Below are 23185 nucleotides of genomic sequence, written 5' to 3' on the forward strand. Positions count from 1 at the left end.
CAGTCTTCTACAGCATAAAAAGGACCGCCGCCTTCAGGGCTCCAAGGACAAGGAGCTGGAGAAGGGCGGTGGCATACTCCAGGCGGCAGGCCCGCCTGATATCCTGCCGCTCTATGGGCCGTATCCCGTCGCCGATAAAGGGCTTTCTGACAAGCTTCCCAAAATACCAGGCATCCCCCGCCAGCTGCACATCCAGGGCCCCTGCCATGACCGCCTCCGTGTGGGCCGCGTTGGGGCTCTTGTGTTTCTTCCTGTCCCGCTTCAATATCCGCCACGCGTTCTTCCCGTCGTACCCGGCAAGGAAGGCGGCGGCGGTCATAAAGAGAGCGCTCAGGCGGGCCGGGATAAAGTTAGCCGCATCGTCCAGTCTGGCGGCGCAGGTGCCGAAATACCGGTATTTCTCATTCTTATAGCCCACCATGGAGTCCATGGTGTTCACCGCCTTGTAGGCAAATCCCCCCAGAGGGCCTGCCAGTATCATGTAAAACAGGGGGGCCGTGACGCCGTCGGAGGTGTTCTCCGCCACCGTCTCCACAGCCGCCTTGATGACCCCCTCCTCGGTCAGGTCCCGGGTGTCTCTCCCCACGATCATGGAGACGGCCCGCCGGCCGGCCTCCAGCCCCTCCTTCTCCAGAGCCTCCTCCACCTTCAGGCTCTCTGTCCTCAGAGATCTTGCCGCCAGCAGCTGCCAGCAGAAGATGCAGGAGAGGAGGAAAGAGAGAAGGGGATGGACAAGAGACAAAAAGAAGAGGAGCAGGGCCGGCACACCCACAGAGACAAGAAGGGTCAGGACCACAAGGACGGCCCCCGCCCATCTCTCCCCCCTCCTGCCTGCCGGGAAGAGCCGCCGGAGGATTTTCTCCAGCCTGCTGATGACCCAGCCTATGCCCTGCACCGGGTGCCAGAGCTCCCTTGGGTCCCCCAGGATAAAATCAACTATAGATCCGATGATCAATGCCGCCAGTGACTGTACCATCCAGCTGTCCGTCCTTCCATTTGTTCTCGTCAATCTCCAGTATGTATCCCTCTCCGTTCTCCACATTCCAGCCATAGTAGCTGCTGCCCTCTATGACCTGGGAGAGGACCGCCATGATGACGCCCCCGTGGACGCAGCAGGCGATGGAGCCATAGCCCCTCTTTCTGCTGGTCTCCACTGTCTCCCGCAGCGCCTCCAGGCACCGGGCGTTAAAGCCGGGGATGCTCTCCCCGCCGGGGAAGGTGTCCGCCCCTGACCTGCCGATGAAGGCGTCGTAGGCCGGATCTCCCAGCAGCTCCTCGTGGGTCTTCCCCTCCAGGATGCCAAAGTCGCACTCCCGGAAACCCTCCACCACCTCCGGGGTGCGTCCCCGGAAGATAGTCTGCGCCGTCTGCACGCAGCGCAGCATGGGGCTGGAAAAAATGTGCTCCGGCTGGGGGTAGGTCCGATTTTGCAGCGCCTCCAGCCCCTCCCGGGACACCGGCTCGTCCGTCCCGCCCCCGATAAACCTGTGTACTTTGTTTCCTTCTGTCTGTCCGTGACGGACCAGTGTGATCTTCATCTGTTCTACCCTGTCACCGCCATGGCCAGCAGGATGACCAGCTCGCAAAGCTGCACAAAATATCCCGCCAGGTCTCCGGTGATCCCTCCGAATTGTTTTCTGCTCATGTGATAGTACCATCCAAAGACGGCCGCCGCCGCTGCCGCCGAAAGCCCTCCTCTCCAGCCTCCAAGCCACAGAAGAAGGCCCCCCTCCAGGACGAGGAGAAGGGCGAGGAAGAGGACTGCCCGCCGCTTGCTAGCCCTCCGGGCGAACATGGCCACGTAGGAGCCGCTCTTCTTAGCCTTCGGAAAGCAGAGCACCGACAGGCCGCTCAAGGTCCGGCTGACCATGTAGCCCAGGCAGACACATGAGAGCCCGGGCCCCGGCTCCAGGGCGCACCAGGCGCCAAAGGAGAGGATCAGGTAGAGACCGCAGCCCATGACCGCGAAGGCCCCTGTGTGGCTGTCCTTTAAGATGGCCAGCTTCTTCTCCTTATCCCCGCAGGAGGCCAGGGCGTCCCTCGTGTCCATGTACCCGTCCATGTGGATGCCCCCTGAGACCCACAGGGGCAGGGCCGTCAGGACAGCCCCCAGGAGGAGGGGGGACAGTCCCAGGAAGAGGCCCCCTTCAAAGCAGAGCCAGGCAAGAGCCCCCAGGACTGTTCCCACAAAGGGAAAATAGCACATGACATAGTCCATGGAGGAGTGCTCCCAGTCCGGCTGGGGCACCGGGATGCGGGAGTACATGCTGAAGGCGATGAGAAAGCTGTTGACCTGTTTCATCGGCTCTCCACCTCGCTTAGCAGCTCGCCGCCCTTGAGCACCAGGGGCAGGCCGAACTTCACTTCCACCACCACGTCCGCCTCCTTTGCCAGCAGCTGGTTCACCCGGCCGGACTCCTTTACATACCTGCGCATCTCCGGGTCCATGGGCACCTCCGAGAAGGCGTCCTGGGCGATGACGATGAGGTCCTCCGCCTGGCCCTTCAGATGCCGGATGCCCTCCATGATGTAGGTGGCTGTATCCTGCGGATGCTTAGCATTAGGGCTGTACAGCTCATTGGCCAGCAGATTGGTCATGCACTCCAGGAGGACCAGCCGCTCCCCGGACAGGTCCAGAGTCTCCAGGGACAGTCCCTGCTCCACTGTGCGGAAGTTCTTTCCCTCCCGCATCCTCCTGTGGTCCTGTATCCTCCGCTCCATCTCCTCGTCAATGTCCGTCAGAGTGGCCAGGTAGACCTTTTCTTCGGGGCACAGCTTCACAGCCAGGTCCTCCGCGTAGGCGGATTTTCCGCTGCCGCTCCCTCCAAAAATCATGTACAGCATCGCTTGTCTCCTCTCTTTTCTATGCTTCCCCGCCCAAGGGCTTGTAAGCCTCGATCTGGATGCCGTCAAAATCCGGCATCTTCCGGTAGACCTCCAGGGTCATGTCCAGGAGGGGCATCAGGGCCACCGCGCCGGTCCCCTCTCCCAGCTTCATGTGACAGCCGATGAAGGCCTCCTTCCCAAGCTCTTTTAATATCCGCCCCATGCCCGGCTCCCCGGACATGTGGGAGGGCAGGATAAAGCGCTCCGTCCCTGGGGCGATGCGGCAGGCCAGAAGGGCCGCCGCCGCGGAGATAAATCCGTCCATCACCACCGGCAGGCGCTCCATGGCGCCGCCCAGGAAGACGCCTGCCAGGCCTCCGATGTCAAAACCTCCCACCTTGGCAAGAACGTCTATGGGGTCTGCCGGGTCCGGCTTCCACAGTCCAATGGCCCGGCGGATCACCTCGCGCTTTCTCTGAAGCCCCGCATCCGACAGGCCGGCCCCCCTGCCGGAGAGCCTCTCCGGGTCCTCCCCCAGGAGGACAGAGGCCACGGCGCTGCTGGTGGTAGTGTTGCCGATGCCCATCTCCCCGGTGAGGAGGATCTGGTAGCCCTCTTTTTTCAGCCTTTTTGCCGCCCGGATGCCGGCAAGGATGGAGCCCTCCGCCTCCTCCCGGGTCATGGCCGGCTCCTTCAACATGTTCTTTGTGCCGTAGGCTATCTTGTCGGTGTACACCTTCGTGTCAGTCGCCACGCCGATATCTATGGGGAACACATCCACCCCGGCCGCCCGGCTCATGATGCAGGCGGAGGTGAGGCCCCTGGAAAAGTTGTCCGTCACCACCGCGGTGACGCTGCTGTCAGTCTGGGAGATGCCCTCCTCCACCACGCCGTTGTCCGCGCACATGACGATGAGTCCCTTTTTGTCAATAGACACATCCGCCGTGCCCGTCATACCCGCCATCTGCGTGACGGCATCCTCCAGGGTGCCAAGTCCGAAGAGAGGCTTGGCGATGGAGAGCCACCTGCTTTGGCATTTCTCCATAGCCGCCCTGTCGGGGGAGGGGATGTCCTCCTTTCCCGGTATCTTTATCTCACTGTCTCTTGTTTCCATATTCTTCCGCCTTTCTGACAAATCTTCCGGCCATCTCCACACAGGAATACAGATACAGGTGAGGGAAGCCCGCATAGAAGCCCTCCCCCATTTGTCCGCAGGTCCAGCTCCTGCCTGTGACCGGCTTTCTGGCAAGGAGAGCCTCCCCTGTGTCCGCTGTGTCCATGTAGTGGAACTCGTGTCCGCGGATGCTCTCCCCATGCACAAGGACCTCCCCGCTCTCTTCTGATGCCGCAGCTTTCCCGTCCTCCGCCGGGGTCAGGGTGACATAGCCGAACCTGGAGAGCTTTCCCGTATAGCGGCTCTTTCCGGGAAGGAGGCCGGCCATCCGGTGGCCCCTTCCCTCCCGGTCTTCCAGCTCCTCCAGAAGATAGAGAAAGCCCCCACACTCCGCCAGGCAGGGCATCCCCGACTGAATGCGGGTCTTTATGGAGTGCCTCATGGAGACATTCTCCGCCAGCTCCCCGCCGTGGAGCTCCGGGTAGCCGCCTCCCAGCAGGAGGGCGTCCGCCTCCCCGGGGACCCCTTCATCTTTCATGGGAGAAAAGGGGATGAGCCTGGCTCCCAGCTTTTCAAGGAGCCGCAGATTGTCCTTGTAATAGAAGGAAAAGGCCGGGTCCCTGGCCACTGCGATGACTGGTCCCTTTGGGGATGTTTCTCTCTGCAAATGCAGGTCCGGGAAGAGGCGCTCTCTTCTCTCCTCCAGGGCCGGCGCCTCCGCCCCTATCTTCTCCAGCAGCTCCAGGTCCAGCGTCTCCTGGCAGGTCTGTCCCAGCCGGTCCATCTGCTCCTTCAGCCCCTCTATCTCCTGAGGCATGACAAGCCCCAGATGGCGGCTCTCCATAGTGATCCCCTCCAGCTTTGGAAGATAGCCGCAGACAGCAAGGCCCAGCCGCTCCTCTGTCATAGTCTTCAGGGCGGGGTAGCGCATAGGGGACACCCGGTTGAATATCACGCCCCGTATCCGCCTGTCCTCCATAAAGTCCATAAAGCCACGGATAAGAGCCAGGACAGACACGCTGGACCTTGCCCCGTCCACCACCAGGATGACCGGCGCCTCCAGAGCTCGGGCCACGTCCCAGGTGCTGGCCCGGGTCGTGACTCCTCCCAGGCCGTCATAGAGTCCCATGACGCCCTCCACAACGGAGAGGTCAGCCGGACTTACATCCTCCAGGAAGAGCTGCCGGGTCAGCTCCTCCCCAGCGAAAAAGGTGTCCAGGTTCTTGGAGGGGGTCCCCAGGACTGTCTCGTGGAACATAGGGTCTATGTAATCCGGGCCGCACTTGAAGGCCGCCGCCCGGCGCCCCTCCTTTTTCAGGGCTGACAAAAGCCCGCATGTCACCAGCGTCTTGCCGCTGCCGCTGGAGGGAGCGGCGATGACAAGTCTGGGCGCTTTTTTCCTCATTGCTGTCCCTCTCCTTCAAATGTAACGATGTAGACCGGGTTCTGGCCCTCCATCATCTGGTAATCCCCGGCCTTTTTCCCCTTAGACACCTGTACCTGCAAGATCTCAGCCGGATGGCTTTCAAACGCCTGCATGCAGGCCATGCACTCTGCTACCGTGTTGATGGTGATGGCTGACACCACCACCCTGGCACCCGGGTTTTTCTCCCAGATGGCAGCCAGTATCCGGCGCAGATTTCCTCCGCTTCCTCCGACAAATGCCAGGTCCGGGGCAGGAAGGTCCCGGAGGATTTCCGGCGCCTCCCCGTGGACAGGGCGGATGTTGGACACATGGAAGCGGAGCATGTTCTTGTGTATGAGGGAGAGCCCCTCCTCATTTTTCTCCACCGCGTACACCATGCCGTCTATGGCTCTTTTGGCGAGCTGGATGGACACCGCCCCGGTGCCGGCTCCCACGTCGTAGATGACCGCGTCCTTTGCAGGGGTCATCCTGGAGAGTATCACGCTTCGCACCTCGCTCTTGGTCATGGGCACCTTCCCCCGGACAAAATCTCCGTCCCTTCCGTCCGATGGCTCCGGACGGCGGGAGCGGGGCAGCTCCATGTAGACCACACTCAGCCCGTCCCACTCCGTCCCGCTCTTTGCCAGCCGCTCTGCCAGCCCCTGTACGATCCTCTCCCCCGGATAGGAGAGGCGGCTGCCCACATACACCCTGGCCCTTCCCCAGCCGTATCTGCACAGCCTCGTCAGCACGGACTGCACCTCTTTTCCGCTGCTCACCAGCAGGAAGACCCGGCCGGATTCCCGGAGGTAGTCCAGGTAGTTGCAGCTTCTCCCGTGGATGCTCAGGAGCGGCACGCCCTCCATGCCGACGCCGATGCGGGCCGCCATACAGGAGACGGAGGAGATACCCGGAAGGACCGTCACATCGTACTCCTTAAGCTCCTCCTTTAATCCGGCCGCTCCACTGTAAAATCCGGTGTCGCCGGAGAGAAGGATGGCGATCCGGCGGTACCTGGAGTTCATCTGGATAAATTCGTGTATCTTCTCCGCACGGTACTCCTCATAGTGCTCCACCGGGATATTCTCCGCTGCCTTCAGCATCCGCTCCGCCCCTATCAGCACGTCGGCGCTCTCCATGGCCTCCCGGGCCTCCCCGGTGAGACATTTCCCATCCCCAGGCCCCACGCCGATAAGGACGATTTTCCTGGGATCGCGGAAGCCGTACTTCTCCGCCAGCATAAGGAAGACCTCCTTCAGGGGAAGCCCTCTCTCCTGGGGCCTGCCAATGACAATGGGAACTGCCCCCGCCTTCCTGGCCGCCTCCATCTTCTCCTGAAAGCCGCCGATCTTGCCGGAGTCCTTTGTCACCAGATAGCGGGCCTTCACGTGGACGAGGAGCTGCTCGTTCATCCCTTCCGAGAAGGGCCCCTGCATGGCAATGAGGTGCTTCCCCTCAAATCCCTTCGCCACCGCGTGCTCCACCGCCTCCTTTGTGGAGAGCACCCGCAGGAAGCATCGCCTCCTGTAATCCGGGATGCGGGTATAGGGGTCCAGCTCCTTGCTGCCTGTAGTGATCAGGATATTGCCCTTCTTGTCTGCCAGGTAGGCGGCTGCGTCCCGGATATTCTTCACCCACACGGCATTCTCGCCGCCGGCGGCTCCTTCCCGGAGCACCCGCACACAGGGAATGTCCTCCTTCTCACACATAGTCCGGATGTTCTTTGACACCTCCATGGCAAAAGGGTGGGTGGCATCGATGACAAGCTCCGCCTGACATCCTCTTGCCAGCTCGCCCATACCTGCCACGTCCAGCCTTCCTGCCAGGACATGGATGTTTTCCCCGTCTTCCACAAGCTCCCTGCCATACTCGGTAGCCGTGCACACATACACCTCCGGCGCATGTCCCCGGAGGTATTCCGCAATCCTTCTCCCCTCTGTCGTACCTGCAAAAACTAAAATACTAGCCATTTTCATACCCTCTTGGTGTGATCATGTGTCCTTTGAATGCCTTTGTCTGTGAGTTTCCGATGAACACTGTTGTAAACATATCCGTCCGGGCATCTTCCAGCTCCCTCAGGGTACAGATATGATACGTCTCCCCCTCCCGGCCGATGTTGGCCGCATAGCCGCAGACCGTATCGCCGCTCTGATACTCCTCTATGATGCGGCAGGCCTTTTTCAGATAGTCCGCCCGTTTCCTGCTGGATGGATTGTAAAGGCAGATGACAAAATCCGCCTGGGCCGCGCTGCGCAGCCTCCTCTCGATCTTCTCCCAGGGCGTCAGGAGGTCGCTCAGGCTGATGAGCGCAAAATCGTGGATCAGAGGCGCGCCAAGAAGGGCTGCACCCGAGAGGGCTGCCGTCACCCCGGGCACTACCTCCACCTCCACCTGGGGGTAATCCTTCCCCATAGAGTAGATAAGGCCCGCCATGCCGTAGACGCCGGCATCCCCGCTGCACACCATGGCCGTGGTCTTTCCGGCCGCCGCCATCTCCAGAGCCAGGCGGCACCTCTCCTCCTCCTTCCTCATGGGAGTGGTGAGGAATTCCTTCTCCGGATAGTAGTCCCTTATGAGGTCCACATACACGGTGTAGCCCGCGATCACATCGCAGGACGCAAGGACCCGCGCCGCCCGCATGGTCATATCTTCATAGCTTCCCGGCCCCAGGCCGATCACATACAGCTTTGTCAAAATCCACACTCCAATCTTCCGCCGCCAGGGCCAGCGTCATGCCCTGCCCAGCTGTCTTCTCCAGCACGAGCCGCCCTCCGCCGCTGCCAAGGATGGCGGCCCGCTCGCATACATTTCCAACGCCCACAGTCTCTTCCACAAAGGAGGACTCGCCTGTGACTGCAGTGACCGTCCCCAGCTGCCCGGCTGTCCAGGTCTCATAGGGGATCTGCCACTTTTCCGCCAGCTCCACAAGGCCCGGCTCCCCCGCCTTCCGGTCAATGCTGGCAAGTCGCCGCACCTGACCGGGACATAAGCCCAGGGCTTCCAGCCTTCCAACAAGGAAATCCTCCAGCTCCTGCCGGGGGACGCCCTTTTTGCAGCCCATCCCTGCGGTCAGGTTGGCAGGCAGGAGGCTGAGGACATGGTCACCGTCCTCCCCTCCCGCCCTCTCCTCCACCGCGATGGCTGCGGGAAAAAGGCCCAGCTTTTGCCGGCTCTCCACCGGCGTCAGCTCCTCCGGCACCCTGCCAAGGACCGGGAACTCGCTGTAAAATCCTACCTTCTCCCCCTTCAGGATGCGGGCCGAAATGTCCTTTGCCTTTGTCCTGTCTGTCAGCACAAGGCCGCACTTTTTTGCAAACACGTCCACCGCGAAGCGCCCGTTCACGTCCGTTGCCGTGGTGATGACCGCCTCCGCCCCCGTGGCCCGGGCCAGAAAGCGGGCCAGGTCGTTGGCACCTCCCACGTGCCCGGAGAGGAGGGGGATGACGAACCGTCCCCCCTCGTCCAGCACCAGCACGGCGGGGTCTGTGAATTTATCCCGGATACAGGGGGCCATGAGCCGCACCGCGATGCCCGCCGCGCCGATGAAGACGATCTCCCGGACCTGCTGCCAGTACTCCTGAAGGAAAGCCCCGCCCTTTGGCCGCTCCAGCGAAAGGACCGTGCGCCCCGACCTCTCCAGCAGGCCGCGTATCTCCTCCATCTTCTCTTTTCCCCGGTCTGTGTAGCACACAAGAAGAGCCCTATCTTCCATCTTCCTTTTGTCCCTTTCCTTTCCGGAACTCTGTGGTGAAGGCGGGGTCATACAGGCAGGACCGCTGGTAGGCCTCCCCTGAGAGCACTCTCCCTACGATGATGAGAGCAGTCTTCCGGATCCCTTCCCGCCGGGCCGCCTCCGCCAGCTCTGACACCTGGCAGAGCACCTTCTTCTCATCCGGCCAGGTGGCCTTGTACACGATGGCGGCCGGAGTGTCCGGCGGATAGCCGCCCTCCACCAGGGCCTTGGCCAGCTCCTCCAGAAGGCCTGTGCTGAGGAACAGGACCATAGTGGACTGGTGGGCCGCAAAGGACTGTATCTTCTCCCTCTCCGGCACCGGCGTGCGCCCCTCCATGCGGGTGATGACCACGCTCTGGGAAATGCCCGGCAGAGTGTACTCAAGCCCCAGGGCCGCCGCCGCCCCGGAAAAGGAGCTGACACCGGGACACACCTCATAGGGGATGGACAGCTCCTCCAGCCGGTCCATCTGCTCCCTGATGGCCCCGTAGAGGCTTGGGTCTCCCGTGTGGAGCCGGACTACGTCCCGCCCCGCCTCATGGCACTCTTCCATCACCCGGACCACCTCCTCCAGGGTCATCCGGGCGCTGTCGTAGATCCTGCAGCCCTCAGGACACAGGGACAGAAGGGCCGGATTGACCAGGGAGCCCGCGTATATCACTGTCTGCGCGCCCTCCAGAAGCCTTCTTCCCTTTACTGTGATCAGGTCCGGGTCTCCGGGACCTGCTCCCACGAAATGTACCATCTGCTATTCACCTGCCTCTTTTGCCACTATAATAGAATAATAACTCAGATCGTCGGGAATTTCATCCAGGGAGTGAAAAATCCTCTCCCCCTCCATCCCGCATCTCTCCACAGCCCAGCCCTTCTCTCCCCGGGCCAGCAGCTCATCCCGCACTCTGGCGGCAGCCTTTCCCGCCTTCATCATCACCTTTGTGCCGGGAAGCCCTGCCGCCTCCTCTGACTGGTAGGAGGCCGGGATCAGGTGGAGCATCTGGGCGTTCTCCACAAGCCCCTCCCCCACGGCTGCCGAGGCAGCGATAAAGGAGGGGATGCCGCTGATGATCTCCGCCCGGCAGCCGGCGCTTCGCACCTTTTTGTGGACGTACAGGTAGGTGGAGTAGATGCAGGGGTCTCCCAGGGTGAGAAAGGCCGCCCTCCTCCCCTTCGCAAGCTCCTGTATGATACGCTCCGCTGCCTCCCCGTGGGCTTTCTTCAGAGTGTCCGGGTCTTTTGTCATAGGCATGTGTATCCCCACAGCCTCCTTTTCCTCCAGCTCCGGCACAGCTCCCGCCGCAATCTGCCAGGCCACTGTCTCCCTTGGCTCCTTTCCCGGCGCCAAGATCAGGTCACACTCCCGGATGACGCGCACCGCCTGCAGAGTCATAAGCTCAGGGTCGCCGGGGCCCACCCCGACGCCGTACAAAATTCCTTCCATAGCTGTTCCTCTCCTATATTTCTGTGTCATTTTTCCGGATTTCTTCCAGCAGCTCCTCCCCGTACCGGGTCATCCCCAGCAGGCCGTACACGTTGGAAAAGAGGATGGCCCCCGTCTTCATACCCCGGCCTGCGCAGCTTTCGGCGCGGATGTTCAGATACTCGTGTATCTTCTCAAGAAGGCTGCCCGTCACCTGGCCCCGCTCCCTGGCAGAGAGTGCCTGCAGGGCATCCTCCGTGGTGTTGCAGCCAAGCAGCGCCGCCGCTCTCTCCCCGGGGAGCCCGGCACGCAGGGCCGCCGCCGCCAGAAGCTCCATCCGGCAGTCACCCTGGTGGGAGTGGGTGTTCATGATGCCCCCGGCCACCTTCACCAGCTTGCCGATGTGTCCCACAAAGAGGAGCCCCTCCGCCCCCTGCTCTGCGGCCAGGTCGATGGTCTCGCCGATGTAGTTGCTGCACTTGACGGTATCCCGGGGCAGGATGCCCCATTTCTCCCGGAGGAAATCCAGGCCGTAATTGCCCGGCGCGGCGATGAGGCAGCGTCTCCCCTCCGCCAGCTTTACTTTGATCTCCACCTCGATGGTGTCGATGAGAGCCTTCTCGCTCATAGGCTCCACGATGCCGCTGGTGCCAAGGACAGAGAGTCCTCCCACAATGCCGATCCTGGGGTTGAAGGTCCGCCGGGCCAGCTCCTCCCCGCCGGGGATTTCCACAAGGACCCGGAAGCCTCCCTCCCAGCCTGCCGCCTCCTTCAGGCGGCCCAGCTCTCTTCGTATCATCTCCCGGGGGACAGGGTTGATGGCCGCGCTGCCCACAGGCTGGGCAAGCCCCGCCTTGGTCACTCTCCCGACGCCCTCTCCCCCTTCGATCTCGATCCGGTCCTCCGGAAGGAGGGACACCGTGGCACAGACGGTGACGCCGTCGGTCACATCCGGGTCGTCCCCGCTGTCCTTTTTTACAGCGCAGGTCACGGCGGTGAGCCGTCCTTCGCCGTCCCTCTTCTCCTCCCTGCCGGACTGCACCGGCAGGGTGAAGGGCTGCCCCTCCGGCAGATGGACCGTGACGGTCCAGCCCTCCCTCTCCCGGGGAAGCCCCCCTGCCAGGAGAGCCTCAGCGGCCGCCGCAGCCGCCGCCTGGGCGCAGGTTCCGGTGGTCCACCCCCTGCGCAGGCCCTTTTTATTTTTCTCCATCCGGCTTACTCTGTCCTTCTCCATCTTCTCTCTCCTCCACCGCCATCTGCAGTGCCAGGTCCACCAGGTCCCGGAGGGTGGCCCGGGCTGCCGTGAAGGTCCTCATGCCTGCCCGCTTCGCCTCCCCTGCCGTCATCTCCCCGATGCACAGGGCAGTCACCTTTGACAGGTCCAGCCCCCCCGCAGCCCTCACAAAGCCGCGGACAGTGGAAGCGCTTGTGAACATGGCCCAGCAGCTTCCCGTCTCAAATTCTCTCTCACAGTCCATCCAGGGAAAGGATTCGTACTCTGTATCGTAGATGGGCAGGTCCGTCACCCGCGCGCCCGCATCCTCAAGTCTTCTCACCAGCTCCTGATTGCCTGCTCTGGCCCGGGGGATGAGCACCTTTTCCCCGGCCTGCACGCTGGCTGCCAGCGCCTCCCCCAGGTGGTCTCCGTCGTACTGCTCCGGCATCAGGTCCGGGCAAAAGCCCCACGCTTCCAGCTCTCCCGCAGTCCCCTCGCCGATGGCTGCGATCTTCAGGTGGGCCAGGCTGCGGACATCCTTTCTTCTCTTCCTTAACTCCTCCCGGAACACCCGGACACCGGAGGGGCTTGTGAAGACGATCCAGGAAAAGTCCTCCACCCCGGCCAGAGCGCGGGACAGGGGTTCCCCCTCTGTCACAGGCGCAATGCGGATAGTTGGCAGCTCCAGCACCTCCGCCCCCTCCTCCCGGAGCATGGCGGCCAGGCGGGAGCTGCGCTCTCTGGGTCTTGTGACAAGTATCTTCCGCCCAGCCAGAGGACGGCACTCATACCAGTCCATATGCCGGAAAGCGGCCACATAGCCCACCAGGATGATGGCCGGGGACTGGACCTTTGCCCGGGCTGCCTTCCCGGCTATGGTCCCCACCGTGCCGACGATCTTTCTCTGGGCAGCGGTGGTCCCTCTCTCCAGCACGGCGGCCGGCATATCCGGGGACATGCCCTCCCCCAGGAGCCCCTCCATGACGCTTCCCAGGGTGCTCACTCCCATGAGGAACACAATGGTCCCGCCCCCCTCGGCCAGGGAACGGTAGTGGATGTCCGGCAGGCTCCCGTCCTTTTTGTGGGCCGTCACGATGTGGACGGAGGAGGCCAGGTCCCGGTGAGTCACAGGGATGCCCAGGTAGGAGGGCACGCCGATGGCGGAGGTGATGCCGGGCACGATCTCAAAGGGAATGCCGGCCTTCTCAAGGACTGCTGCCTCCTCGCCGCCTCTGCCGAAGACGAGAGGGTCGCCCCCCTTCAGCCGCACTACATTCTGGCCCTTCCGGGCTTCTCTCACAAGTATCTGGTTGATTTCCTCCTGCGGGATGGGGTGGTGTCCGGAACGCTTCCCCACATCGATATACCGTGCATTTTTACTGCCCCACATGAGGACACCGTTTCCCACCAGCCTGTCGTACACGATCACCTCCGCCTCCTCAAGGAGGCGCTTTCCCTTCACGGTGATGAGCTCCACATCCGAGGGGCCGGCCCCCACAAGGTAGACCTTCCCGGTCCTACAGCTTTTCTGCGTATCTCTCTCTAAGCTCATGAGCAAGCTCCCTTCCCATCCGGGCCGCCCGGGCCGGATCATTTTCTTCTATACAAAAGCTCTTTTCCCCGATGCTGTATCCGCCGGACTGCTCGTCATAGTACAGCCCCCTCAAGACACAGGTGTCTCCCAAGACTCTGGCATGGGCCGCCACCGGGGAGGAGCATCCACCCTCCAGCTCCCGGACAAAGGCCCGCTCCACAGCAGCCTCCAGTACCGCCTCCCTGTCATTTGTGCAGGCCACAGCCGCCCTCAGTGACTCTCTTCCCTGGACAGCCATGATGCCCTGCCCGGCCGAGGGGAGGATTTCCTCCACGCTGAAGAAGCGGCTGATGCGCTCCTCAAGGCCAAGGCGGATGAGACCGGCGGCCGCCAGCACCAGGGCGTCGTACTCCCCCGCGTCCAGCTTCTCCAGCCGGGTCAGCACATTGCCCCGGATATTTTTTATCTGCGCCTCCGGGTACAGAGCTCCAAGCTGCAGCTTCCTGCGCAGGCTGGAGCAGCCGATGACACTGTCCTCCTTCAGGCCCTCAAGCCCTTTGCGCAGCACAAGCACATCCCGTGGGTCCTCCCGCCTGGTGCAGGCCAGGACCGGATAATCCTCCGGGGGCTCCATGGGCATGTCCTTCAGGCTGTGGACAGCCAGGTCTATCCGCCCCTCCTGCAGGGCCAGGTCCAGCTCCTTGATGAAGAGCCCCTTTCCTCCGATCTGGTCCAGTGTCCTGTCCAGGATGCGGTCCCCGGTCGTCTTCATGGTGACCAGGCTTATCCTGGCCTCCGGGTGATGTTTCTTCAATTCTTCCATGACGATCTGCGCCTGCCGCACGGCCAGACGGCTCTGTCTGCTTCCCACTGCGAGCCTCATGTCCTGTCTCCTTTGTCCTTTTTTGTCTCTTCCTCCCCCGCCAGGCACCTGCGTATCAGGGCCGCCGCCCGGGCCGTCCTTCCGTGATCCTGCCCGTCCCCGGCAATCCCCACCGACAGATCCTCCCCGGTCACCACAGCCGGGAAATAAAAATCGCTCAAGCTCCGGTCAGAGGCGATGTTCACCGGGATGCCCAGCTCCCGGCAGCTCTCCTTTGCGATGCCGTCCGCCTCCGGGTCGCCGGCAGCGCAGATGACAAGGAGAAACTCCGGCGTGATGTCCGCCTTTTCAAGACGTTTCCGCCTCAGACGCACCTTCCCCGTCTCCAGGAAGCCTTCCATCTCCCGCCTCTGTCCTTCGGGGATCTCCCGGGCCACCACCGTGATATCCGCCCCGAACAGGAGAAGGGTGCGTATCCGGCGGACCGCCACCTGCCCGGCTCCCACCAGCAGTATTTTCTTGTCCTCGATATCGAGAAATACCGGAAATCGAAGTCCCATTCTCTCACTCCCTCTGTATCCGTGGGCAAAAGCTTCCCCACTAAACAAATGAGACTGCGCATGACGCGCAATCTCCCGCACACAAAGCAGGCCCTCCCGGGCCCTGCCATCACCAGGGTGCGATCTTAAATCCTCACCGAAAGATCACGTTCTGTATTCACAGGTATCCTGGCTCGGAACTAAAGCCTACTCCCCCGCCTTCCCACCCGCAGGCCGGCGGTTTTCCCTCCGGCCCGGGCAGTGGCATATATCGGGTTTCGTCATCCCTCACAGTAGAGTGAGCTGCTGCGGATTCTCACCGCATTCCCTGTCTTATCTTTAAAATAACATGTTCTATTCTATACTGTTTGGGCCTGTCCGTCAACCGCATTTCCCGTGTCACAGCACAAAGGACATGAGAGTGCCAAGGGCCGCCAATCCCAGTCCGACCCAGATAAAGACCCAGCCCACGATGGAGCCCTTGGCCGGGACCCTCTCCACATAGGCTCTCCGGGGCTCCTCCGGGTCGTACCACACCGGGATGGAGGAGCCCATGGGGTACAGGCTCTCGGCCATGGCCCGCAGGTTCAGCACAGCGCCGCCCCGGATGTGGAGCACATCGTTCTCACTGATATAGCAGCTCTGGCTCTCCTCTGTCCAGTCCTTTGGGGAAAGCTTCCTGCGAACCTCCACCACGCCACGGAACCTGCGCTTTTTCTCGTAGGATACGCCCCCCACCGTGTAGGACGCCACAGGGCTCGGCGTTCGGTTTGCAAAGCTGTACCGGACTATGGTCCCCATTGTCATGGCTGTGCAGCGTCCCTTCTTCCTCTTTTCCAGCACAAGGGTCAGTATCCCCGCCAGCATAAAGAGCAGCCCCGGGACCGCCAGTGTAAGGAACGCAAAAAGTCCCACATTTACTCCCTCATCCATAAACATCCTCCTTTGTTGTCCTTCTACGCCGTATATTTCCCGGCAATCTCAAGCAGCCTGTCTTTGTTCCCCGCCTCCCATTCGGCAAAGGAGAGCCCGGAGGCCGCCGCTTCTCTTCCCACCTCCACAAGGAAGGCGGGGATGTCCTCCTGCAGCATAGTCCCTGCCGCCTGGCCAAGCCGCTCCTCCCCCTGTCTGTCGCAGCCGAAGAAGAACACCTCAAAGGCCGGCTGCGGTGTCTTATCTATCATCTTGACGCCGCCACGGAACCCGATCTGCCCGATCTGGTGAGTGCCGCAGGACGACGGACAGCCGGAGATGTGGATCCTGGGAAGGGCAGATGCCGGAAGCTTGGCCTTGCGCACCGCCTCCACCGCTGCCCCGAGCAGACTCTGGGAGTCCCGCACGCCCGCCTGGCAGACAGAGGCACCGATGCAGGCCACGGAGGCCTCAAAGGGCGTCTGCGCCCCATCCTCTGTCACCTCCAGCACCTGCTCCGCCTCAGAGCCGGTCAGGTTGATGACATAGAGCGTCTCATCCGGCGCAATGCGCAGCTCCACCTTCTCCATGTCTTTGATGACATCGTAAAGCCTGCCAAAGATGGCCGGGTCGGGACACCCGCCCAGGGGGTGATAGAGGACAGAATAAAGGCCCTCCTGCTTCTGTTCCAGGATGCGGCTGCCGGACACTCTCGTCCCATCCGGCTCCTTGGCCACCTCCTCAGCCTCCACCCGGATAGTCAGGTCCTCCCCGGCCTCCGCCCGGGCCAGCTTTTCCAGGAACGCCTGCCTGTAGCCCTCATCCCCCAGCTTGTCTCTCATGTAGCGGGTGCGGGCCTTCCCTCTCTGCTCATAGTTGCCCTGCTCCAGGAACAGCTCCCGCATAGCCAGGATATAGTAGAGGATGCGGGACGGGTCCACTGCCTCCGCCATCAAAAGTCCGAGCTTCGGCTGGTTGCCCAGGCCACCCGCGCTGTACACGTCAAATTTTCCGTCCGGCCTGGCCACGAATCCCAGGTCCCGGAAGGTGGCGTGAGTCACGTTGGCCGGGCTGCTGGAAAAGCAGACCTTAAGCTTCCTGGGCATTTTCTTTGCATCCAGGAAGGACAGGAGAAATTCTTCCGCCTTTCCGGCGTAGGGAAGCACGTCAAAATACTCCCCTCTCTCTGTCCCGGACAGAGGCGGCGCCATCACGTTTCTCGGGAAATCCCCTCCTCCTCCCAGAGTGATGATCCCGTGCTCCACAGCCCCCTCCATGATACCGCAGACCGCATCCGCATCCAGGTCGTGGAGCTGGATAGTCTGGCAGGTTGTCAGATGTGCCCTCCTGACATGATATTTCTCTATACTCTGTGCGATATATAAAAGCTTGTCCTTCGTGAGCCGTCCTCCCGCCATACGCAGACGGATCATGCTGCACTTTCCTCCCTTCTGGGCGTAGCTTCCGTACCTTCCCGAGTAACCCTTGTAATCATTTTTTGTTATCTTCCCTTCATAGAAATCCTTTGTCCTCTGTCTGAACTCCTCCAGCTCTTCCCTTCCGAGTGTGGGTATTTTTCTTTCCATACTAAACTCCTCCTTCTATCCTTCTACTTCCACCACAAGATAAAAGCCTTTCTGCGTGTGCTCTATCCTGGCAATCCTGCCTTTTCTCGCCTTTATCCTCTCGTTCGTCCGGTAAATGCCGGACATAGCCACAGATGGCTCCACGAGATAAGTGTAGCGCCCTGTGCTGGGACTCCTCTCGCTGATCTCCACCTCCTGGCCCTCCTCCACAAGACCCTCTCTTTCCATTTTAAACCTCTCCTGCCTCATGGCTGTCTTCCTCTCTTTTTCATTCTCCCTTTCCGGATGCTTCCGGGTACTGTTAACCAGTATAGCACATTTCCCCCTACAGAGCGGACAATCCTAACAATTTCCCGTGTATACATGCTGAAGATACACTGCCGCCCGCTCCCCACCACCGCGATCCGGCGGCCCGGCTTCCCGGCTGTCACCGACATTTTGCCGCCTCCTGTCTGCTGAAATAAAATGACCCATTCCGCTGTGCTTACATATCTATTATACCCCCCGGCGGCGCCAAAGTCATTGCAGATATCAGGATAAATGCTGGAAATGAGGGCGTGACTTTAAAAAGGCGCCTGCGGACCGGTTCCCGCCGCCATGGCGGTACCTGCGCAGACGCCCTTATCTACGAAAATAATAAAGCAGATGTTTGAGATGCCACTACCTCTCTGCCGCAAATCCTGAGAATATTTCAGCCGCCGACTCCTCGTCATCCCCGCTGACCTGCAGGAGAAGCGGCACGTCAAGCTCCAGAGTCATCAGACCGATAATGGATTTTCCGTCAATCCTGTCGTAGGGATTCTCCAAACTCACAAGATCAATGTCCGATGTCATTTTCTGGCATAAGGCACAGAAGCTCTTGATTTCTTCCGCCTCCGTAAATCTCACTTTCATTTCAAACATACTTTTGTCCCTCCGGCATTAAAAATGCTACTTTCGTAATATACACTATTTTGAATGATTTTGGTACATTTTTTTGAAAAAATCCGGCAAATTTTCCGCAGGGAGTCATATGCTATAATGCCAATAGGCAAAGGGAAATAAATAGTCCATGCAGTAAGACAACCGAAAACCCCGGAGTGCACCAGACTCCGGGGTCTTCTCTTCTGTATTTCCCATAAATAATTTATACATTTTTATTTAATGAACATGGCGTCGCCGAAGGAGAAAAATCTGTATCTCTCCCTCACCGCCTCCTCATAGGCGGCCAGCACATGCTCCCTCCCCGCCAGGGCGGAGACCAGCATCAGCAGGGTGGACTCAGGCAGGTGGAAGTTGGTGATCAGGCAGTCCAACAGCTTGAATTTGTAGCCCGGATAGATGAAGATATCGGTCCAGCCGCTCCCGGCCCGCAGGTGCCCGTTTTCATCTGCCGCGGACTCGATGGTCCGGCAGCTGGTGGTCCCCACGCAGATGACACGGCCGCCCTTCTCCTTTGCCCGGTTGATCTTCTCAGCCTCGCTCTCCTCTATCTGATAGAATTCCGAGTGCATGTGGTGCTCCAGGATATTGTCCACCTTCACCGGCCGGAAGGTGCCAAGTCCCACGTGAAGGGTGACGCTGGCAATGTCCACTCCCTCGCCCTCTATCTCCTGCAAAAGCTCCGGCGTAAAGTGCAGTCCTGCCGTGGGGGCTGCCGCCGACCCGCTGTGCTTTGCGTAGACTGTCTGGTAGCGGTTCTTGTCCTCCAGCTGGTGAGTGATATAGGGAGGCAGGGGCATCTGTCCCAGCTGGTCCAGTATCTCCTCAAAGATGCCGTCGTAGGTAAACCGCACAAGACGGTTGCCCTCCTCCACCACATCAATGACCTCTCCTATCAGAAGACCCTCTCCAAAGCTGATCCTGGCACCCGGCTTCGCCTTTTTCCCCGGCTTCACCAGCGTCTCCCAGACATTATCCTCTTTTCTTTTCAACAATAAAATTTCTATCTTTGCGTCCGTTCCAATCTTGGACCCGATCAGCCTGGCGGGGATGACCTTTGTGTCATTGATGACAAGACAGTCCCCTGGGTGCAGGTAGTCCTTGATTTCCCGGAACACATGGTGAGATGTCTCCCCGGTCTCCTTGTCCAGCACAAGGAGCCTGGAGCTGGCCCGGTCCTTCAGCGGGTCCTGGGCAATGAGCTCCTGGGGCAGATTGAAGCTGAAATCCTGTCGTCTCATTTCCATATATCTATTCTTCCTTTCTCCGCGGTACAGTGCGTAACATAGCGATACAGGGAGCCGGATCGGTCCCCCTGTATCGTATCACATCTTCTCTGTCTGCGACAGCTCTTTTATGAAGCTATATACGCGGTCTCTATTCCTACAGGTCTACTTGCGCAGCTCGATCCCCATCTCCTCGAGAGCGCCCAGGATAGCGTCCATGGCCTTGGACACGTCCGCCTCCTCGAGAGTCCTGTCCTTTGCCCGGAACACGATGGAGTAGGCAACAGATTTATGTCCCTCTTTGATCTGGGCTCCCTCGTAGAGGTCGAAGAGAGCATAGCTCTCCAGGTACTGTCCGCCCTTGTCCTCAATGACCTTCTCCACCTGTCCTACCATGATCTCCTTGGGCATCACCATGCTGATGTCCCTGGTCACAGCCGGGAATCTGGCAATTCCTTCGTACTTCCTGTCAAAGTTTGCCCGGGATACGACCTCCGGCATGTCGATGACAGCCACGTAGGCCCTCTCGCCGATGCCGTAGATGTCAGCCACATCCGGGTGAACCTCGCCCAGGTAGCCGATCACGGCCCCGTCGTAGATGATATTTGCCTGGCGGCCCGGATGAAGGAAGGTTTTTCCTGCCTTCGGGTCATAGACCTCCTTCTGGTTAAGGCCTGCCTTCTCCAGGAACTCCTCCACAACACCCTTCATGCTGAAGAAGTCTCCCTCTCCGTACATGCCGAGAGTGAACTGCATCCTCTCCTCGGGCAGCTCTGTCAGGGGCAGCTCCTTGGGAAGATAGATATTGCCAAGCTCGTAGAGCCTTACATTCTTGTTTCTGCGGTTGTAGTTTGTGGCAAGAGATGTGAGCATGCCGTTTAAGGACAGAGTCCTCATGATGCTGTAGTCCTCGCCCAGGGGATTCATGATGCTGATGGCCCTTCTCTCCGGCGCGTCCGCGGGGAGCAGCAGCTTGTCGAACACCTTGGGGCTCTCAAATGAATAATTCATTCCCTGGCTGAAGCCGCAGTACTCTGCCACACTTCTTGCCACCTCCTCGATGCGCAGCTTGAAGGAGAGCTTGCCTGTTGTGGCCTCACCCTTCGGAAGCGTGGTGGGGATATTGTCATACCCGTAGAATCTCGCCACTTCCTCCGCCAGGTCCGCAAGACGGAACAGGTCGTGCCGGAAGGTGGGCGCGATCACTTCGTTTGTCTTCTCATCGTACTCCAGGTCGATCATGCGGAAGTAGGAGAGCATGTCCTCCCTGGAAATATCTGTCCCCAGGAGAGCGTTGATCTCGTCTGCGTCAAAGGGAACACGCACAGGCTCTTTTTTCTTCCCGTACACATCTACCATGCCGCCGACCACTTCTCCGGCGCCCAGCTCTTCCACCAGCTGGCAGGCGCGGTCAATGGCCGCCTGGGCATTGTTTGGATCAAGGCCCTTTTCAAACTTGCCGGAAGCGTCTGTGCGCAGGCCGACTTTCTTGCTGGATTTGCGGATGTTTGTACCGTCAAAGCAGGCAGCCTCGAAGAGCATAGTCTTCACATCGTCAGTGATCATGGAGTTCTCGCCGCCCATGATACCGGCGATACCCACAGATTTCTCGCCGTCACATATCATCAGCACAGAGGGGTCCATCTGCCTCTCCTGACCGTCCAGGGTGGTAAATTTCTCGCCCTCCTCCGCGCGCTTCACAATGATCTCATGGCCTGCAATGGTGTCCAGGTCGTAGGCGTGCATGGGCTGCCCGTACTCCTCCATCACATAGTTGGTGATATCCACCAGGTTGTTGATGGGACGGATGCCCACAGAGGCGAGCCTTCTCTGCATCCACTTGGGTGAGGGGCCGATCTTGATATTTTTCACGACTCTGGCACAGTATCTGGGGCACAGATCTGTGTCCTTCACTGTCACCTTGATATAGTCATTTACATCCTCGTCATTTCCTGTAGGCGTCACCTGCGGCGGGCAAAATGTCTTGCGGAATGTGGCAGCCGCCTCTCTGGCAATGCCGACAACGCTGTAGCAGTCCACCCGGTTTGATGTGATCTCGTACTCAAAGACCACATCGTCAAGGCCCAGCAGCTTCACAACGTCCGCTCCCACCTCTGTGTCCTGGGGCAGGATGTAGATGCCGTTCTCCGGTGCGTCCGGGTACATATCGCGGCTGGAGCCCAGCTCCTCGATGGAGCACATCATACCGTTGCTCTCAATGCCTCTCAGCTTCCCCTTCTTGATCTTGATGCCGCCCGCCACACGGCTTCCCGGCTCGTGGCCGCCTGCCACGCGGCCGCCTGCCAGGACAACCGGCACCTTGTCTCCCTCCTTCACATTGGGAGCCCCCGTCACGATCTGGATGGACTCTGTGCCCACATTTACCTGGCACACGATCAGCTTGTCCGCGTCCGGATGCTTCTCTATCTTGTCAATCTGACCCACCACGATCTTGTCCAGGTCCGCATCCAGCTCCTCATAATTCTCTACCTTTGTCCCGGAAAGGGTCATTGCGTCCGTGTACTCCTGCGCAGTGACATCCAGATCCGGCACGTATGCTTTTATCCATGATAATGATGTATTCATTGTATTCTCCTTTACGTTAATAGTTTAACAGGTGACGTAATACTTTTCAAAAGTATTACGTCCGGAATGACACCAACTGGTGCGTCATTGTGTCTATTGTACTAGAATTGTTTCAGGAATCGGATATCATTCTCGTACAGAAGCCGCATATCGTCAATCTCGTACTTCAGCAGGGCGATACGCTCCAGGCCCACGCCGAAGGCAAAGCCCGTGTACTCCTCCGGGTCAATGCCGCACATCTCGAATACGTGAGGATGCACCATGCCGCAGCCCAGGATCTCGATCCAGCCGGAGCCCTTACAGAAACGGCATCCCTTTCCGCCGCACTTAAAGCAGGTCACATCCATCTCGGCGCTTGGCTCTGTGAAGGGGAAGTGATGGGGACGGAATTTGGTCTTCGTCTCCGGCCCGAACAGCTCCTTGGCGAACACTTCCAGTGTTCCCTTCAGGTCAGCGAAAGAAATCTTCTTATCCACTACCAGTCCCTCGATCTGATAGAAGGATGGGGAGTGGGTGGCATCTACCTCGTCGGAGCGGAACACACGTCCCGGTGAGATCATACGAATGGGGAGCCTGCCCTCTTCCATGACGCGGGCCTGCACAGGGGATGTCTGTGTCCGAAGCACAATGTCCTTGTTGATGTAGAAGGTATCCTGCTCATCCTTGGCCGGATGGTCCGCAGGGATATTCAGCTTCTCAAAATTGTAGAGGTCGTACTCGATCTCAGGCCCCTCTACCACCTCATAGCCCATGCCGATGAAGATGCGTTCCACTTCCTCCTGGGCGATGGTGTTGGGGTGGCTGTGGCCCACCATATTTTTCTTTGATGGGAGCGTGACGTCGATGACCTCCTGCTTCAGCCTCTCCTCGCGGATCTTTCTCTCCATGTTCTTCTTGGTCTCCTCCAGGAGCTCCTCGATGGCCGCCCTGGTCTCGTTGACCATCTGTCCCACCTTGGGCCGTTCTTCCGGCGCCACATCCTTCATGGCCTTGAGGACAGCGGTCAGCTCCCCTTTTTTGCCCAGGAACTTCACACGCACTTCGTTGAGCTTTTCAGGCACATCGGAAGCTTCAATCTGGCGGATCGCTTCTTCTTTAATGCTTTGCAGTTTCTCTTTCATCATTTTTCTCCTTTTCTTTATGAAATGTAACACAGGGACGTTTATATTCAATGAGGACTTCGTTCCCGATCAAATAAAAAAAGCCTCCTCCCTGAAAAGGGACGAGACATACAAACCCGCGGTACCACCCTGCTTCCCGCCGCGCTTCACGCGACAGACTCTCGATCATGCGTAACGTGCACGAAACGGCGCATCCTACTGACCGCCTGGCGGCCCTGTTCAGACA

The 23185-nt window shown here is 59.8% G+C and carries 22 protein-coding genes and 1 riboswitch; all 22 genes read right to left on the bottom strand.

The annotated features are described in order from the left end of the window. Positions 1-7 precede the first annotated feature (7 nt). Complete coding sequence (gene cbiB, locus B5E62_RS06110; RefSeq protein ID WP_087173740.1) at positions 8-976, bottom strand: adenosylcobinamide-phosphate synthase CbiB; 969 nt, start codon at positions 974-976, stop codon at positions 8-10. Then, positions 933-1538, bottom strand: a complete 606-nt coding sequence (locus B5E62_RS06115; RefSeq protein ID WP_162610265.1) for a histidine phosphatase family protein — start codon at positions 1536-1538, stop codon at positions 933-935. Before B5E62_RS06115 ends, cbiB begins: the two co-directional genes overlap by 44 nt. Positions 1539-1543: 5 nt before the next feature. After that, positions 1544-2302, bottom strand: a complete 759-nt coding sequence (locus B5E62_RS06120; protein ID WP_087173742.1) for an adenosylcobinamide-GDP ribazoletransferase — start codon at positions 2300-2302, stop codon at positions 1544-1546. Next, positions 2299-2844: a bifunctional adenosylcobinamide kinase/adenosylcobinamide-phosphate guanylyltransferase gene (locus B5E62_RS06125; protein WP_087173743.1), complete on the bottom strand. Its 546-nt coding sequence runs from the start codon at positions 2842-2844 to the stop codon at positions 2299-2301. The genes B5E62_RS06120 and B5E62_RS06125 overlap by 4 nt, the downstream gene beginning before the upstream one ends. A gap of 19 nt (positions 2845-2863) precedes the next feature. Further along, positions 2864-3940, bottom strand: a complete 1077-nt coding sequence (gene cobT / locus B5E62_RS06130) for a nicotinate-nucleotide--dimethylbenzimidazole phosphoribosyltransferase (protein ID WP_087173744.1) — start codon at positions 3938-3940, stop codon at positions 2864-2866. Then, positions 3921-5345, bottom strand: coding sequence for a cobyrinate a,c-diamide synthase (locus B5E62_RS06135; protein ID WP_087173745.1), 1425 nt, complete (start codon positions 5343-5345; stop codon positions 3921-3923). The genes cobT and B5E62_RS06135 overlap by 20 nt, the downstream gene beginning before the upstream one ends. Beyond that, a complete protein-coding gene (cobK, locus tag B5E62_RS06140) occupies positions 5342-7315 on the bottom strand; it encodes a precorrin-6A reductase (protein ID WP_162610266.1) in 1974 nt (657 codons plus the stop codon). Before cobK ends, B5E62_RS06135 begins: the two co-directional genes overlap by 4 nt. Next, a complete protein-coding gene (gene cobJ, locus B5E62_RS06145) occupies positions 7308-7991 on the bottom strand; it encodes a precorrin-3B C(17)-methyltransferase (RefSeq protein ID WP_442911351.1) in 684 nt (227 codons plus the stop codon). The genes cobK and cobJ overlap by 8 nt, the downstream gene beginning before the upstream one ends. A 4-nt stretch (positions 7992-7995) precedes the next feature. Beyond that, the gene (locus B5E62_RS06150) at positions 7996-9057 is read right to left on the bottom strand and encodes a cobalt-precorrin 5A hydrolase (RefSeq protein ID WP_162610267.1); all 1062 of its coding nucleotides are present in this window, start codon (positions 9055-9057) and stop codon (positions 7996-7998) included. After that, the gene (gene cobM / locus B5E62_RS06155) at positions 9047-9823 is read right to left on the bottom strand and encodes a precorrin-4 C(11)-methyltransferase (protein WP_087173749.1); all 777 of its coding nucleotides are present in this window, start codon (positions 9821-9823) and stop codon (positions 9047-9049) included. Before cobM ends, B5E62_RS06150 begins: the two co-directional genes overlap by 11 nt. A gap of 3 nt (positions 9824-9826) precedes the next feature. Then, positions 9827-10516 carry a precorrin-2 C(20)-methyltransferase gene (gene cobI / locus B5E62_RS06160; protein ID WP_087173750.1) on the bottom strand — a complete coding sequence of 230 codons (690 nt, stop codon included), beginning with the start codon at positions 10514-10516 and terminating at the stop codon, positions 9827-9829. Positions 10517-10529: 13 nt separating this feature from the next. Beyond that, the gene (gene cbiD / locus B5E62_RS06165; protein WP_242957741.1) at positions 10530-11729 is read right to left on the bottom strand and encodes a cobalt-precorrin-5B (C(1))-methyltransferase CbiD; all 1200 of its coding nucleotides are present in this window, start codon (positions 11727-11729) and stop codon (positions 10530-10532) included. Further along, positions 11692-13263 carry a uroporphyrinogen-III C-methyltransferase gene (gene cobA / locus B5E62_RS06170; protein ID WP_087173751.1) on the bottom strand — a complete coding sequence of 524 codons (1572 nt, stop codon included), beginning with the start codon at positions 13261-13263 and terminating at the stop codon, positions 11692-11694. Before cobA ends, cbiD begins: the two co-directional genes overlap by 38 nt. Further along, positions 13229-14128, bottom strand: coding sequence for a hydroxymethylbilane synthase (hemC, locus tag B5E62_RS06175; RefSeq protein WP_087173752.1), 900 nt, complete (start codon positions 14126-14128; stop codon positions 13229-13231). Before hemC ends, cobA begins: the two co-directional genes overlap by 35 nt. After that, the gene (locus B5E62_RS06180) at positions 14125-14628 is read right to left on the bottom strand and encodes a precorrin-2 dehydrogenase/sirohydrochlorin ferrochelatase family protein (RefSeq protein ID WP_087173753.1); all 504 of its coding nucleotides are present in this window, start codon (positions 14626-14628) and stop codon (positions 14125-14127) included. The genes hemC and B5E62_RS06180 overlap by 4 nt, the downstream gene beginning before the upstream one ends. Before the next feature lie 141 nt (positions 14629-14769). Beyond that, a riboswitch (cobalamin riboswitch) is annotated at positions 14770-14975 on the bottom strand. Between the two features lie 31 nt (positions 14976-15006). Beyond that, complete coding sequence (locus tag B5E62_RS06185) at positions 15007-15540, bottom strand: DUF3592 domain-containing protein (RefSeq protein WP_162610268.1); 534 nt, start codon at positions 15538-15540, stop codon at positions 15007-15009. A gap of 23 nt (positions 15541-15563) precedes the next feature. Further along, positions 15564-17105, bottom strand: coding sequence for a nitrite/sulfite reductase (locus B5E62_RS06190; protein ID WP_087173755.1), 1542 nt, complete (start codon positions 17103-17105; stop codon positions 15564-15566). Between the two features lie 15 nt (positions 17106-17120). After that, positions 17121-17354, bottom strand: coding sequence for a hypothetical protein (locus B5E62_RS06195; protein ID WP_087173756.1), 234 nt, complete (start codon positions 17352-17354; stop codon positions 17121-17123). A gap of 411 nt (positions 17355-17765) precedes the next feature. Further along, entirely contained in the window at positions 17766-18008 is a 243-nt protein-coding gene (locus B5E62_RS06205) for an HPr family phosphocarrier protein (protein WP_087173758.1), read from the bottom strand. A gap of 233 nt (positions 18009-18241) precedes the next feature. After that, complete coding sequence (gene queA / locus B5E62_RS06210) at positions 18242-19267, bottom strand: tRNA preQ1(34) S-adenosylmethionine ribosyltransferase-isomerase QueA (protein WP_087173858.1); 1026 nt, start codon at positions 19265-19267, stop codon at positions 18242-18244. 150 nt (positions 19268-19417) lie between these two features. Beyond that, entirely contained in the window at positions 19418-21838 is a 2421-nt protein-coding gene (gene pheT, locus B5E62_RS06215) for a phenylalanine--tRNA ligase subunit beta (protein ID WP_087173759.1), read from the bottom strand. A gap of 101 nt (positions 21839-21939) precedes the next feature. Next, positions 21940-22959: a phenylalanine--tRNA ligase subunit alpha gene (gene pheS / locus B5E62_RS06220; RefSeq protein WP_087173760.1), complete on the bottom strand. Its 1020-nt coding sequence runs from the start codon at positions 22957-22959 to the stop codon at positions 21940-21942. Positions 22960-23185 lie beyond the last annotated feature (226 nt).

This window comes from Lachnoclostridium sp. An118 (assembly GCF_002160985.1).
Taxonomy (GTDB): domain Bacteria; phylum Bacillota; class Clostridia; order Lachnospirales; family Lachnospiraceae; genus Claveliimonas; species Claveliimonas stercoravium.